At 69.9% G+C, this 14,716-nt stretch carries 14 protein-coding genes and 1 pseudogene; 8 read left to right on the plus strand and 7 right to left on the minus strand.

The window, feature by feature from the left end:
* Positions 1-563 precede the first annotated feature (563 nt).
* Entirely contained in the window at positions 564-1,883 is a 1,320-nt protein-coding gene (locus E1193_RS22550; protein WP_132185181.1) for a PD40 domain-containing protein, read from the minus strand.
* Positions 1,884-2,093: 210 nt separating this feature from the next.
* Positions 2,094-2,426 (minus strand): helix-turn-helix domain-containing protein, encoded by a 333-nt coding sequence (locus E1193_RS22555; RefSeq protein WP_165945803.1) that lies wholly within the window; start codon positions 2,424-2,426, stop codon positions 2,094-2,096.
* 97 nt (positions 2,427-2,523) lie between these two features.
* Between E1193_RS22555 and E1193_RS33360 the strand changes: the two genes are divergently transcribed.
* Together E1193_RS33360 and E1193_RS22560 are read left to right on the plus strand one after the other, a co-directional pair.
* Entirely contained in the window at positions 2,524-2,646 is a 123-nt protein-coding gene (locus tag E1193_RS33360; protein ID WP_165945804.1) for a valine--tRNA ligase, read from the plus strand.
* A gap of 147 nt (positions 2,647-2,793) precedes the next feature.
* Positions 2,794-3,330 carry a hypothetical protein gene (locus tag E1193_RS22560; RefSeq protein WP_243707832.1) on the plus strand — a complete coding sequence of 179 codons (537 nt, stop codon included), beginning with the start codon at positions 2,794-2,796 and terminating at the stop codon, positions 3,328-3,330.
* 237 nt (positions 3,331-3,567) lie between these two features.
* Here the strand turns inward: E1193_RS22560 and E1193_RS22570 are convergent, their stop codons facing one another.
* On the minus strand, positions 3,568-5,703 hold the full coding sequence (locus tag E1193_RS22570) for an MMPL family transporter (protein WP_132185184.1): 2,136 nt from the start codon (positions 5,701-5,703) through the stop codon (positions 3,568-3,570).
* A gap of 141 nt (positions 5,704-5,844) precedes the next feature.
* Between E1193_RS22570 and E1193_RS22575 the strand changes: the two genes are divergently transcribed.
* The 6 genes and pseudogenes from E1193_RS22575 to E1193_RS22600 all read left to right on the plus strand — a co-directional run bounded on the left by E1193_RS22575 (position 5,845) and on the right by E1193_RS22600 (position 10,863).
* Positions 5,845-7,137, plus strand: a complete 1,293-nt coding sequence (locus E1193_RS22575) for a sensor histidine kinase (protein ID WP_132185185.1) — start codon at positions 5,845-5,847, stop codon at positions 7,135-7,137.
* Entirely contained in the window at positions 7,089-7,727 is a 639-nt protein-coding gene (locus E1193_RS22580) for a response regulator transcription factor (RefSeq protein ID WP_132185186.1), read from the plus strand. The genes E1193_RS22575 and E1193_RS22580 overlap by 49 nt, the downstream gene beginning before the upstream one ends.
* 43 nt (positions 7,728-7,770) lie before the next feature.
* Positions 7,771-8,250 (plus strand): annotated as a pseudogene (locus E1193_RS22585) (IS630 family transposase); the annotation flags it as partial.
* Positions 8,251-8,482: 232 nt separating this feature from the next.
* Positions 8,483-9,154 (plus strand): DUF3592 domain-containing protein, encoded by a 672-nt coding sequence (locus E1193_RS22590; RefSeq protein WP_132185187.1) that lies wholly within the window; start codon positions 8,483-8,485, stop codon positions 9,152-9,154.
* A gap of 6 nt (positions 9,155-9,160) precedes the next feature.
* Entirely contained in the window at positions 9,161-10,018 is an 858-nt protein-coding gene (locus E1193_RS22595) for a hypothetical protein (RefSeq protein ID WP_132185188.1), read from the plus strand.
* 104 nt (positions 10,019-10,122) lie between these two features.
* Positions 10,123-10,863, plus strand: coding sequence for an ABC transporter permease (locus E1193_RS22600; protein ID WP_132185189.1), 741 nt, complete (start codon positions 10,123-10,125; stop codon positions 10,861-10,863).
* Between the two features lie 11 nt (positions 10,864-10,874).
* On the opposite strand, the gene E1193_RS22605 is transcribed toward E1193_RS22600, so the two are convergent.
* From E1193_RS22605 to E1193_RS22620, 4 genes are all read right to left on the minus strand, one after another.
* Complete coding sequence (locus E1193_RS22605) at positions 10,875-11,522, minus strand: VTT domain-containing protein (RefSeq protein ID WP_132185190.1); 648 nt, start codon at positions 11,520-11,522, stop codon at positions 10,875-10,877.
* A gap of 58 nt (positions 11,523-11,580) precedes the next feature.
* Entirely contained in the window at positions 11,581-12,123 is a 543-nt protein-coding gene (locus E1193_RS22610; RefSeq protein ID WP_132185191.1) for a phosphatase PAP2 family protein, read from the minus strand.
* Between the two features lie 105 nt (positions 12,124-12,228).
* Positions 12,229-13,665, minus strand: coding sequence for a HAMP domain-containing sensor histidine kinase (locus E1193_RS22615; protein ID WP_132185192.1), 1,437 nt, complete (start codon positions 13,663-13,665; stop codon positions 12,229-12,231).
* Positions 13,658-14,335, minus strand: a complete 678-nt coding sequence (locus E1193_RS22620) for a response regulator transcription factor (protein WP_132185193.1) — start codon at positions 14,333-14,335, stop codon at positions 13,658-13,660. Before E1193_RS22620 ends, E1193_RS22615 begins: the two co-directional genes overlap by 8 nt.
* Between the last annotated feature and the right edge of the window lie 381 nt (positions 14,336-14,716).

Here is a 14,716-nt window from a genome sequence, read left to right on the forward strand (position 1 = left end):
CTCAGCAATCGTCTCGTCGGCATCCTCCACGGCTGCCTCAAGACCGGAACCACCTACGACGAGGCCACCGCCTGGGCCCATCTCCGACCCAGCACTTGACATCGAAGAACCATGGGATGTCTGCCGCGATCCGACCATCGCTCCGGCTCAGGCAGCCGGGGAGACGGCCGGAGGTCGTAATCAAGCGGGCCACTACTCCAGTCGAAGATTTGGCGACGGACCTCTTGCGGCCAGTCTCGAGTGCCGTTGGTCCAGCCGGCTCCCGGCTCGCCCGTCTCCTTGTTGACCACCAGAGCCGCGAGGGAGCAGTCCTCGCCTCTGGCTCGGCAATCCTCGGACACGTCATCGAGAGGGAGACTCATTGAGCCCGCTTCTCTGATGGCATTGAGCGACGATGTCGCACCGCATGCTGCAGCGCATCACCGGTGAGGGCGAAGTGGTCGACCGATCGCCCGAGGTGTTCGCGCTCATGCCGCAGAAACGTGCGCCGCAGTTATCACCCACCAGTGGACGGCTCAGCGACTGCAGCTACCCACTGCAGTCTTAAGCTCACGGAACGGAGCTCACTTCGTGGCGAGGACCGGCATCCGCCGGGCGTACACCCGGTCGTCGAAGCCGGTCGGGGCGCCGCCGGCGATCAGGTCGGCCATCGAGGTGAACGCGATGTGCCGGCCGTCGGCGCTGATCACCGGGCCGAGGCTCTCTGCGTCGGCCTCGTCGCCGCCGTTAGGCTGGCTGACCCGGGTGGTTGTCGAGGTCCATCGGTCGTGCACGAAGACGTCGAGGTAGCCGTTGGTGTCACCGGCCACCAGGTTGTCCGCCGTCGAGCCGAAGCCGACGTGCCGGCCGTCGCCGCTGATCGTCATCCAGGCGTAGCTGTGGCCGTTGCCCTGGACACCGGCGCTGGACTTGCTGATCAGGCTGGTGACGCCGGTGCGCACGTCGTGGACGAAGACGTCGGTCTGCCCGTTGACGTCACCACGGATCAGGCTCGTGTCGTCGGAGCAGAACACCACGTAACGGCCGTCGGCGCTGATCGCTCCGGTATAGCTGTCCGCGGTGGTCCGGCCGCCGGTGACCGGACGGCTCACCATTCGGGTGGCACCCGTGGCGAAGTCGTGGACGAAGACGTCCTCGACGGCGTTCGTGTCGCCCGGCGTCAGGGCGGAGTCGGAGGTGAATGCGACGTAGCGGCCGTCGTGGCTGATACTCGGCCGGGGACCGATCGTGTCGATCCACGACCACGTGGTGGCCGCGGGAACCAGCCGGGTCGTGGCCGTGCGCAGATCGTGGCGGTAGACGTCGGCGACGTCGCCGTGCCGGTGGGAGAACACCACGTACCGGCCATTGCCGCTGATCATCGGCTCGCGGCTGTCCATGCCCATCGGCATGCCGTCGTCGGAGACGCTGACCATGCGGGTCGTACCGGCCCGCCGGTCGCGCACATAGATTGCGCTGCCACCGAAGGGGTTCGTGGCGGTGAGATTGCGGGCGGTGGAGGAGAACGCCACGTAGCGGCCGTCCGCGCTGATCGTGCCGTCATCGCTGTGGCCGTTGTTCTCGTCCCCGGGCGGCGGGGTCTGCTGACCGGTGTTCGACAGGCTGACCAAGCTGGTGGTCGCCGTCCAGCGGTCGCGCACGAAGACGTCGTAGGAACTGTTGTTGTCCCCGGGGACCAGGTAGTCGTGGTTCGTGCCGAACACGACGTACCGTCCGTCGGCGCTGATCGAGGTGGCGTAGCCGCTGCCGGTCAGGCCGGAGCTCGACACGCTCACCAGGACCAGTGGCCCGCTGGCGGCGAGCGCCGGGCCGGCGCTGGCGAGGATCAGGGACGTGCTGAGCAGGGTCGCCGTGCATAGTGCGGTGATACGGCCGGTGGTCATGGCGGATTCCTCTCGCGCGGCAGGTGCAACGCGGGGACCGTGAACGCCCGCCGATGAGCGAGCGTGCCGGCGTGCGTCGTCGCATGCACCGGTACGCGTTGTCTGGACCGTACGCCCGCGCGCCCCGCCGAAGCTCGCATGTGACGGGTTTGCGTCACATCCGCGGCCCGGCGGGTCGTGCTGCGTCAGCGGCGCCGCCACGCAGGCGGGTCACCGGCTGGCAGAGCCGGTCGCCGACGTGGCGTCTTTCGGCGTGGTCTCCAACGTCGCGGTTATCGCCCGTTCCACGTCGGCGTCAGCGATCGTGCGGGGCCGGCCGGGCCGCGGCTCATCGAGCAGTCCGTCGAGCCGGTCAGCGGCGAACCGGTTACGCCACTTCTTCACCGTGTTCCGCGAAATCCCGAGTTCCTCGGCGATCTGCCCGTTCGGCGTTTCACCACCGGCACAGGCCAGCACAATCCGCGAACGCAACGCGAGCGCCTGAGCACTCGACGGACGCCGCGACCACGCGAGCAGTTGCTCGCGTTCATCATCGGTGAGCACGATCGGTACTGCTGTCGGAGACGGCCTACCACTACCGTACCCACTGACAACGATTCAAAGACTCAGGACACTAGGCTCTCCGGCCGAAACCGCCACGGTGACCGAGGCCCTGGACCGGGCGATGCTCGCGGAGCTGTCCAGCGTGGTGGACGAAGCCACTGCCGCGCTGGACAGCTACGACTACGCCCGAGCCGTGGAGCGCACTGAGCAGTTTTCCTGACGGTTCTGCGACGACTACCTGGAGCTGGCCACGCAGCCCACAACCGGGCCGACCACCGCCGTGCCCACCAGCGCCGCGCCTACCACGAGCGGCCCCACTACCGCGCCGACCACGCCCCCGGCGACGCCGCAGCTCGGGACCGTGCGGATGTACTGGCTCAAGCCCACCGACGCGTCACACGACCAGCGGTACCCGGACGGCATCGCCAATGTGATGCGGGAGGCGCAGCGGTACTACAAGCAGGAGCTGGGCAACACCTTCAATCTCAACGACCCGGTCGTCGAGGTCGTCAACGGCGACCAACCGAGGGCCTGGTACGAGAACACGCCGAACGGCAACGAGTGCTACTGGTGGGTCGTGTTCAACATGCAGCAGGAACTGATGCGCAGGCTCAACCTCCGGGCGCCGGACAGCCGCTGGATCAACGTCGGTGGGATCAGCGCCGAGGCTCCGTGCTCCGGCGGCGGGGGCGGCAGCGGCTGGGTGATCCTCAGTGGGCACGACGCGGACGGCGCCGCCGGCATCGGCGGCAACACGAACCGGTGGAACGGCGGCATGGTGCACGAGCTGGGCCACGCGTTTGGCTGCCGGACTCCACGTCGACCGACGGCACCCCTATGTCCGCGTCTTTCTACAACTATCCGAACACCCACTTCAGCCAGGCGCAGAAGGACCGGATCCTGAACGGCCCGTACGGCAGCTTCCTGTCCTGACCGCGCCGCCACCCCGGCGCGCGTCCCCGTCCTGAGCGCCAGGAAGGGCAACCTTGCCATGCGAAAACGATGACAAGGTGCCCTTTGTGGGGCCTGGCCACCGGCCAGGACCCCTACAAGCACGAATGGACCACCGAGCCGATCATCGTCTGCGGCGGTGACGGTGGTGGCGCGACCTGCGGTGGCTCCCGGCAGGGCCCTGGCCGACCTATGTCACTGACACCAAACCTGGCTGCCGCTGCCCTGCCCTATGTCCCAGGCGGGACGGCCACCAGTTGGCTCGCCCCAACAGCGCCATGATCGACGGGAGCAGCAAAATGCGCACGATGGTCGCGTCGATGAAGATCGCTGCCGCGAGCCCGACCCCGAGTTGTTTCATCTCGATGATGCTCAACGTCGCGAAGATGGAGAACACCGCGACCATGACAGCCGCCGCGCTGGTTACCACGCCAGCGGATCGGGTGATGCCCTGCAGCACCGCATCCCGGGCGTCAGCTCCGGCCACGACCGCCTCACGGATCCGGCTCACGACGAACACGTGGTAATCCATCGACAGACCGAACAGCACCACGAAGAGGAACAACGGGATCCAGGTGACCACGTGGCCGGTCGAGGTGAAGTCCAGCAGCGACTCCGCCCAGGTGTTCTGGAAAACCAGCACCAGCAGCCCGAACGCGGCCGCCACCGACACGACATTGAGCAGACCCGACACCAGCGCGACCACGATCGAGCGGAACGCCACAGCCATGATCACGGTTGTCAGCAGGACCACGAACCCGATCACCCAGGGAAGGCGCTGCTGCTGGCGGGTGGTGTAGTCGATGCCGTCGGCGATGTCGCCCCCGACCGCGTACTCCACGCCGGGCACAGCACCCACGGCTGCCGGCACCAGATCCGTGCGCAGTGTCACCAGGGAACGCCTGGTCCTCGGCGCATCGATCTCGTACGGCACCGGCACCGCCACCATCGACACGGTGCGGTCGGGGGAGGTACGAACCTCGGCCCCACCCGCGGGCACCAGACCGGTCAGGGCCGCCCGGACCGCCTCGGCCCGCGCCGCCGGTGCCCGGACCACCACCAGATGGGCATCGCCTTCGTCGGGGTACGCCGCAACCAGCCGGTCGTACGCCCGCATCGTGGGGATCGACCGGGGCAGGTCCTCGACGCCGGGCATCTTGAGACTCATCCCGACCGCGGGCGCGGCCAGGGCCGCCATGACGGCCAGCGACACCACGAGCGTCGTGCGTGGTGCCCGCAGCGCCGGGCGTAGCAACGCCGGCCACAGCCGCGGTGCGCCGTCCCGGTTGGTCAGCCGCCACAGCACCGGCACTCGCGGACGGTCGACCCTGCGGCCGAGCTTGGCCAGCATTGCCGGCAGCACGGTCAGCGAACCGAGCACGGCAACTCCCACCACGATGATCGCTGCGGTGGCGAGACCGTTGAAGACCACGTCACCGGCGAGGTAGAGGCCGGCCATCGACACCAGCACCGCGACTCCGGAGACCACCACCGCCCGCCCGGAGGTCGCGGCGGCGATCTCCACGGCGTCGACGTGTCCGGCGCCACGCCGGCGCTCCTCCCGTTCCCGCTTCAGGTAGAACAGCGAATAGTCGACGCCGACCGCCAGGCCGATCAACAGCATGAGATGGGCGGCGGTACCCGGATCCGGGAAGACCTGCGAGGCGACCCCCCACAGGCCGATGGCCGCGGTGACCGCCGACAGCGCCAGCAACAGGGGCACCCCGGCGGCGATGATCGCGCCGAACGCGATCAGCAGCACCGCCAGCGTCACCGGCACGCTGAACAGGCCGGCCTTGGCGAGGTCCCCCGCGAGCAGGTCGTCGATCGCCCGATCCGCCGAGGCGTCACCGACAATCTCCACCTGTAGCGACGGATGGGCGGCCGCGACCCCGCCGACCGCGGCCAGGACCGGGTCGATCCGGTCCGCGGCTAGGTCCTGATCTCCGTCGAGCGTGACCGGGATCAGCAGCGCGTCGGTCACCGTGGACGGTACGGGCTCGCCGACCTCCGCCACCTCGGTCAGCAGCCGCAGCCGGTCGGCAGCGTCGTCGGCCGCCGCGTGCGCCGCGGCCGGTTCCCACGCCGCGAGCGGCGTGATCAACACACTTTCGGTCGCCGGGTCGGCAAACCCGGCGGAAGCCACGATCCGCTCGGCCCGACCGGACTCGCCGACGCCGAGGTGGGTCGCTTCCCTCGTCCCGGTCATGCCCCCGATCACCACAGCGAACGCGACGAACGCGAGCCAGAGGCCCATCGCCCACCACGGATGCCGAATGCTCCAGCGCGCGATTCGGGTGGTCGCTCCGCCGTACGGTCTGCGCATCACTCTCTCCCTACCAGCTCAGTTGTTTCCGCACGGCTCACCTTCGCGGCACGAGGGGGCGACGTCGCTGGGCGTGCCACCCGGATCGGAGGTGGGCTTTACCCCACTGCGACGCGTCACAGCGGCGGCAAGAATGACCACATGTCCACCGACCCACGCCGCGCCGGCCGGCTCGAACTGCTGGGCTGGCTCCTCCCGCTGATCGGCACCAGCGCGGCCGCCGCCGTGCTGCTCAGCACGACGCTCGCCTCGCTCGCGCTGGTCTCCGTGTGGCTCGGTATCCCCCTGTTCATTGGCAGCGTCTGGTTGACCCGGCAGGCCGCCAACCCGTTCCGCTGGATCTGCACACGCGTCCTCGGCGTGGTGATCCGGCGCCCGTACCGGCCGTGGGCCCCGGGCCACCTGGGCCGCAAGTGGCTCGGGCTGGTGCGGGATCCGGCGACCTGGCGGGATCTTTGCTGGACAGCGGTCCACTGCACGCTCGGGCTCACCCTCGCCACGGTGCTGCTCGTCGTGGCCCTGGCCGGCCTGGGCTGCGTGCTGCTGCCCGTGGCGTGGCGAGTTCTGGAGGAGATCTCCGGACCCGGCTTCGCCGCCGAGATCGTCGGGTTCGAGGTGATCGGGAGCCAGGCCGCCGTGTTCCTTGGCGTCCCCGCCGGCCTGGCGATCCTGTTGCTGTGGTGGTGGTTGGCGCCGGCCCTGCTGCGAGGCTACGCAGTGCTGTCCCGGGCGCTGCTGGACCCGACCAGCAGGGCCGCTCTGTCGGCCAGGGTGCGTGAACTCACCGAATCCCGGGCCGAGACCGTCGACGCGGCGGCCGCGGAGTTGAGGCGCATCGAGCGTGACCTGCACGACGGTACCCAGGCCCGGCTGGTGGCGCTCGGCATGAGCCTCGGTATGGCCGACGAACTCCTGCGCTCCGACCCGGACGCGGCAGCCGGACTGCTCGCCGAGGCGCGCAGGGACAGCGGGCTCGCGCTCTCCGAGTTGCGAAACCTGGTACGCGGCATCCACCCGCCCGTCCTCGCCGATCGGGGTCTGCCCGGCGGCGTGCAGGCGCTCGCCCTGGCCCACCCACTGCCGGTGGAGGTCACCGTCGACCTGCCGGGCCGCCCGCCGGTACCGGTCGAGTCGGCGCTGTACTTCGCCGTCGCCGAGACGCTGACCAATGTGGCCAAACATGCCCGGGCGGGCAGCGTCCAGGTCCGGCTCAGCCACGCCGATGGCCTGGTGCGGGTTACCGTCGCCGACGACGGCCGCGGCGGGGCGAACGCGACATCCGGGGGCGGCCTCGACGGCACCCGCCGCAGGCTGGCGGCTTTTGACGGTACGTTAACCGTGAGCAGCCCGCCGGGCGGTCCCACGGTCATCACCATGGAGGTGCCGTGCGTGTTGTCCTCGCCGAAGATCACGCCCTACTCCGGGACGGGTTGACGCGCCTGCTCCAGGCGCATGACTTCGAGGTGGTCGAGGCCGTCGACAACGGGCCGTCGCTGTGGCATGCCCTGGTCACCCACCGCCCGGACGTGGCGGTGGTGGATGTGCGGCTGCCGCCAAGCTTCACCGACGAGGGACTGCGCGCCGTCATCGCGGCGCGCCAGGAAGTGCCCGGCCTCCCGGTGCTGGTGCTGTCGCAGTACGTGGAGCAGCTGTATGCCCGGGAGTTGCTCTCGAACCGGGCCGACGGGGTGGGTTACCTGCTGAAGGACCGGGTCTTCCAGGTGGGTCAGTTCATCGAGGCGCTACGCCGGGTCGCCGCCGGCGGCACGGTGATGGACCCCGAGGTGGTGGCGCAGTTCCTCGGCAAGCGGCGCCGGCGACTCGACGCGCTCACGCCCCGGGAGCGGGAGGTGCTGGCGTTGATGGCCGAGGGCCGGACGAACGCGGCGATCGCGGCGAAGCTGTTCGTGACCGAGAAGGCGGTGGGCAAACACACCAACAACGTCTTCCGCAAGCTCGACCTCACCGCGTCGGCCGACGACAACCGCCGCGTGCTCGCCGTCCTCGCCTACCTCAACGCCTGACCTCGCATCCGGTCCCGCCCGATCAAGGGGAACCATCGGAGACGACGTGGTCGGGCTCTACCTCGACCCCCCGGACAAGGCCGTGGTCGTCTGCGTCGACGAGAAATCCCAGATCCAGGCCCTCGACCGGACCGCACCACTGCTACCCATGCGCTTCGGCCAGGCCGAACGACGGACCCACGACTACAAGAGGCACGGCACGACCACCCTGTTCGCCGCCCTGGAGGTCACCACCGGCCGGATCACCGCCGACGCCTGCCACCCCCGTCACCGCAACGACGAGTTCCTGAGCTTCCTCAAACAGGTCGCCAAGGCCCACCCCCGAGTCGACCTGCACGTCGTCTGCGACAACTACGCCACCCACAACCACCCGAACGTCAAGGCCTGGCTCGCCAAGCACCCCCGCATCACCCTGCACTTCACCCCGACCAGCGCGCCCTGGATGAACATGGTCGAGATCTTCTTCGGGATCATCACCCGCCAGGCCATCCGCCGGGGCACCTTCACCAGCGTGCCGGACCTGATCATGTGCGGAAATTCACTTGTAGGTTCCTGTTCGGGATGGCGGCGATGAGCGAGCTGACCTGCGGCTGGAGGTCACTTCTCGCCGGGTTGGCGGTGCAGGTTTCTCAGCAAGTTGGCACTGTCTTCATGATCTTGTAGGACGGGGGCCGTCGGCTCGCCGAGTTGCTCGGCAGTGCGTGCGGTGTTCGGGTGGACGGAACCGGACGGTCGCGGCCGCGTACGATGCCCCGATGGAAGCCTCCGCCTCCAGGCAGCTCACCCCGGCCCGGCTCGCGGGCCTGGCCTGCGCGGTGGTCCTCGTCTTCGCCGCCGGCCGCCTACTCATCGACGGCATCACCTTGCAGGACAGTGCAGGCGAGGAGAGCGCTGGCTCGGCTCTGCGGATCGTGAGCGGGGTGCTGTTCGCCATGACCGGTTTGAGCTGGGCCGGTGGCCTCATCTACCGCGGTGGCACCGCCGGACGCCTGCCGTTCGGCCTGGTCATCGCCGTCTGCCTCGGCTTCGGCCTGCTTGGCGCGTACTGGGCGAACCGCTCAGCGCTGCTGCTGATCGCCATTGCCGTCATGCTGGCAATCGCCGCACTGTCGGTCGTCACGCACGAGAGGTGGCGCGACCGGCAGCTTGAGCGAGAGCGGCAAGTCGAGGCACACGCCGCGGCGCTGGGCGCCCGGGGCCAGCTGTCCTCCGGAGTCATCATCGGTGTCGAGAAGACCGGCTGGATGCACGGCGACGATCCGCAACTGCGGCTGACTGCCCGGTTCACCGTGGACGGTGGCGAGCGGACGGAGTCGGCCGAGGCGTTCTACCCGCAGTACGACCTGCCCCGCACCGGGGACCAGGTCACCGTCCGCTACCTGCCCGATGATCCATCGGTCATCGACATTCACGAGGATCGGCGCTAGTGTTGCGTGTCTGAGTTCGAGGATGCGGACAGCGCATGGCTCAACTCGAACCTCATGCGACTCGCCAACGAGATCGCCCGGACCGGCCGGTACGGCGACGCGATGCGAATCGCCCGGCTCGTCGTCAACGACAAGGAACGCGCCGAGGCTGTGGACGTCGTCGCCCGCATCGCGCCGCGGGCCGCCGCTGCGGATGCCGTCAGCCACACGCCGGAGACCTTGGTCGCCGTCGGGCGGCGGCTGGCAGCTGCGGGCCGCGACGAGGATGCGACGGAGCTGGCCGTACGCGTCGAAGGGGCTGCTCGCCAGCGTCATGACGCGGCCTCCGACCACCGCATCATCTCGTCGCCACCCATGCGGGACCGTCGACCGTCGTCCGGAACCGGATGCCCGGCCGCCCTCGTCGGCGACCCTGACGGAATGGTCGAGCACATTCGATCCCTCGATGGCTCCTACGCCCAGGTCGATACCCTTCTGGCGGCTATCGAGGCGATGTGTGAGGCCGGTGACGCCGACGTCCTCGAACGCTTCGCCCGGCAGGTGGCAGGACGATCCGACGAGCTCACATCAGAGCTGGCCACAGTGGAAGCGCTCGCCTCGCTGGACGCGTTCGAGCCGGCTGAGGAATTCGCCAGGCGACTGCCGCCGCGGTACGCCTCGCCGCCGTTGCCGAGGCACAGCCACACGCGGCAGTCTGGAACGCGCCGAGGCGCTCGCGGACGAGGTTGGCTCCGCACACCTCTACGGCACCATCGCCGCGAGCGCGGCGACCCGCAACGATGTTCCACGTGCTCGCCGTCTCCTTGCCCGCGCGGTTGCCGAGTCGGACTGGCAGCACTGGGTTCCGGTCATCGAACGGCTTGATCCGTCGGCCGTGCGGCGGGTCCGCACGCACGCGAAACGGCTGAGCCCAGGCAGTCTGAGCTGATCGGTGCCCGCCTGACAGGGCCCTCGACGACAATGCTCGGATGAGCGGCACCACGATCAGCGTCGGCCCCGTCCTGTTCGTGGCCCTGGCCGCGTTGACCCTGCTCGCGGCAACCGTGCTCCGCCTGGCCCGGCTCGGCTCCGGCGGGGCCGTGGTACGTGCGGCGGCACGGGCGGTCCTGCAGCTCGGTGCGGTCTCACTGGTCATCGTGGCCGTGCTGCGGTCGTGGTGGAGCGCGGCTGCCTTCGTCGCCGTGATGTATGTCGTGGCTTCGGTCACCTCGGCCCGCAGGATGGGGCCCTCCCGTGGCCGGTGGGCGTCCATGCTGCCGATCGGGCTCGGGGTGGTGCCCGCCCTCGGTTTGCTCCTCGGCAGCCGGGTGCTGCCCGCCACCCCCCTGGCGGTGCTGCCCACGGCTGGGATCCTGATCGGTGGCGCGATGACCGCCACCACGCTCGCCGGGCGCCGGGCACTGGACGAGTTGACCGCGCGGCATGGCGAGTACGAGGCCGGACTCGCGCTCGGGTTCAGTGAGCGCGACGCCGTACTGGAGGTCTGTCGGCCGGCCGCCGGTCAGGCGCTCGTGCCGGCCCTCGACCAGACCCGGACGGTCGGGCTGGTCACCCTGCCCGGCGCGTTCGTCGGCGTACTGCTGGGCGGGGCGAGTCCGGTGCAGGCCGGGGCGACCCAGCTGCTCATCCTTGTGGCGCTGCTCGCGGTCGAGGCGGTCGCCATCGGTACGACGGTCGAGCTGATCGCCCGGGGTGTACTGCGTCGGTAGCGCCGGTTCGGCTACCGAATCACGCCCGGACGGCGACGTCGGGCACGCAACAGCTCGATCGCGATCGGCAGCACGGAGACGACGACGATCGCTACGAGGATCAGTTCGATGTTGTCCCGGACGAACGCGACCTGGCCGAGGAGGAAGCCGAGTACGGTGACACCGCTGCCCCAGAGGACGCCACCGACGATGTTGTAGGTCAGGAAGGTCCGGTAGTGCATGTGGCCGGTGCCGGCGACGATCGGTGTGAACGTCCGTACCACCGGCACGAACCGGGCCAGCACGATCGAGCGGGCGCCGTACGCCTGGAAGAATTCCCGGGCCCTGGTCAGGTTGCTCTGTTTGAACAGCCTGGCGTCGGGCCGGCGGAACAGTGTCGCGCCCACCCGCTTGCCGAACAGGTAACCGACCTGGTCACCGAGGACCGCCGCCACCGACACCAGCAGGCACACCAGCCACAACGGGAGATGGAGGTACCTGTCGCCGGCGATCAGCAGCCCGGTGGTGAACAGCAGCGAGTCGCCCGGCAGGAAGAAGCCGACCAGCAGGCCGGACTCGGCGAAGACGACGGTCAGGATGCCGAGCAGTCCGAACGTGGAGATCAGGTGCTCGGGATCCAGGAAACTGGGGCCCAGTGCCAGCGGGGTCTCTGTAACCACAGGTCGCCTTCCGGTGCGGTCGAGTTGCTGTGCGGTCGAGGGCGGGGACGGTCAGCGGTCATGGACTGGCCGGCCGCCGCGACTCCCGTGCCCGGCGCATGAGTCGTTCACCGGCGACAACCAGCGTGACGGCCGCCGCGCCGATCAACGCACCGGCGGCGATGTCGCCCGGGTAGTGCACGCCGACCCAGATCCGGGCGAACCCGATCACCGTAGCCAGCACCGTGAGCGCGATTCCCCAGGGCCGGGAGAGGAACACCCAGATCGCGAACGCCAGCGCGAAGGCCACGGTGGCGTGATCGCTGGGCAGGGAGGCGTCCGCCGCGTGCGGGATGAGCTGGTGCACCACGTGGGTCTGGAACGGCCGTGGCTCGTGGGCGAGCCGGCCCACCACCTGCCCGATCCCGAGGGCGAGGGCGAGCGACGCCGCGACCCGGAGCGGGACGGTCCAGGCACCGGACCGGACCAGCGCGCGCCCGGGCACCACCGTGAGCGCCGCCATCACGAAGATCAGCCAGGTCGCGGCCCACTCGAACACGTCGTCGACCAGGCCATGACTGCCCGCCCATCCGTTGACCACCGCGAACAGGTGGTAGTTCAACCCCCGTCACCCCCATCGTCGCGACTCGTCCCGCCATCCCCTGACGGGATGCGCTCGTCACAGCTTTCCCCGACTCGGCTGAGAGGACGCTGAGTGAAACAGGGGTCAGGGCTGCCCGCCCCGGTCATGCGTGGCCAGCGGCAGGCGGATCCGTACGGTCAGCCCGCCTCCGCCGGGTCCGGCGGAGAGTGCGGTTACGGTTCCGCCGTGCGCGGCGACGATCTCCCGCGTGATGGCCAGCCCGAGGCCGCTGCCGCCGTCGGCCCGCGACCTGCTGTCGTCGAGCCGGACAAACCGCTCGAAGATCCGGTGACGCTCGTCGGCTGGTACGCCGGGGCCGTCGTCCCCGACATCGAGGTAGCCGTCGGGGCCTTCGGCCCAGACCCGCAGGACCACCTCGGCGCGCGCGTGGCGGGCGGCGTTGTCGGTGAGATTGCGCAGTGCCCGTCCGAGGTCGTGCGCGTCGCCGGTGACGCGGGCCGGGCTGATCTGCGTACGTACCAGCAGGCCGGGGTGGCGTACGGCGAGACCGTTCCGCTCGGTGTACGCCAGGTCGTCCAGGTCGACATCCTCCCGGCGCGGCGACAGGCCGTGCTCGTCGACCCGGGCCAGCAGCAACAGGTCCGAGACCAACCGACCGAGCCGTTCGGTCTCCCGCCGCATGAGTTGTACGTGGTGGCCGGCCGAACCGGGCAACTCGGTCAGGGCGAGGCGCTCCAGACCGGCCTGGATGGTGGCGAGCGGACTGCGCAGCTCGTGACTGGCGTCGGCGACGAACCGCCGCTGGCTGCGGGCGGCGACCTCCAAGCGGTCGAGCATGCCGTTCATCGTCTCGGCGAGCGCTGCCACCTCGTCGTGGGTGCCCGGCACCGGCACCCGGGCGTGCAGGTCACGCGCGGTGATGCCGGCGACCCGGCTACGAATGGCCTCGACCGGGCGCAGGGACCGCCCGACGAACCAGAACGTCGCCACGCCGACGACCACCAGCAGGATCGGCATTCCGGTGACGAGGACGGCGGTGACCACCTCCACGCTCTCGTTGACCGGTCGCAGGGACTGGCCGACGAGCACCGTACGGGGGCCGGCGGCGGTCGCCACTGCCGTGGCGACGATCCGGAACGGGTCCTCGCCGGCCACCGGAAGCACCCGCTGCTCCCGCAGACTCCGCCCGGTGGCCGGGCGCAGCGGTGACAGCGGGGCCTCGCCGGTCAGCACCGGCGAGGCGGCCTCCACCCGGCCGGCCGGGTCGAGGACCTGCACCACGGTCTGATCACCCGGGCCCGACCGGAGCAACTGCGTGACCTGCTGCTGGTCGCCGCCAGCGACGGCCGCCGCCACATCAGCGGCCCGCTGGCTCGCCGCGTCGTCGACGTTGCCGATCAGGGCCAGGCGGGCGACGAAGATGAAGATCGCGGCGCTGACCGCCAACGCGACGGCCACCACCACGGCGGCGGCCAGCGCCAGGCGCAGGCGTACGCCCATCCGCCGCCGGACCCACCCGGCAGCGGCCAGGGCCGTTCGGCGCCAGCGGCGGTCAGCCACCGTCGGCCGCCAGGCGGTATCCCACGCCGCGCTCGGTCTGGATCGCGGTACGACCGAACGGCTGGTCGATCTTCTTCCGTAGGTAGCCGACGTACACCTCGACGATGTTCGGGTCGCCGTCGAAGTTCGCGTCCCAGACGTTGTTGATGATCGCCCGCTTCGAGACCACGTCCCCCCGGTGCCGCATCAGGAACTCGAGCAGCGCGAACTCCCGGGCGGTGACCTTGATCTGCGTCGAGCCCCTGGCCACCTGGCGCCGGGCGGGATCGACGCTCAGGTCCCCGGCGACCAGCACGACCGGACGTACCGGGGCGCCCCGCCGGACCAGTGCCCGTAGCCGGGCCACCAGCACCAGGAAGGAGAACGGTTTGGTGAGGTAGTCGTCCGCACCGAGATCGAGGGCGTCGACCTGGTCGTACTCTCCGTCCTTCGCGGTGAGCATCAGGACGGGAGTCCAGACGTCGCGTTCGCGCAGCTGCCGGCAGACCTCGTAACCGCTCATACCGGGCAGCATGATGTCCAGGATGATCACGTCGTACGGGTTCTCGGTGGCCGCCCAGAGCCCGTCCACTCCGCTGTGCTCGACGTCGACGGCGAATCCCTCGTCGACCAGGCCGCTCCGGACGATCTCGGCGAGGCTCGTCTCGTCCTCGACCACCAGCACGCGCACTCCGTACCTCCTCCGGCCGCCCGGCCGTCACCGGCCCGCACCGGTCGACACGTCGCCTACCAGGGTTATCCAGGAGCGCTGAGTTTTCGCTGAGACTTCCGGAGAAGTGCGACTTCATCCAACGGACGGAAACGGTCACGGAGCATCAGCACGCCACAGCGGGCCGGGCCCTCGATGATCCGGGCCGCCTCGCGGGCCTCCTCTGGCCGGTGGCCGGCCTGCACCTGTGGCCATGTTTGTCAGATTGATCGCTGCTGGCGCCATCTGACGGTTCCGGCCGCGGGCGGTATCAGCGGCGTGCCTCGGCGCTCCTGAGCAACGACATCGCACCGATCCGGTCTCCGACAGGCCCGGGTTGGTGTAACCCCCGGTCGATGGGAG

The sequence above is a fragment of the Micromonospora sp. KC606 genome (genome assembly GCF_004348675.1).
Lineage (GTDB): Bacteria > Actinomycetota > Actinomycetes > Mycobacteriales > Micromonosporaceae > Micromonospora.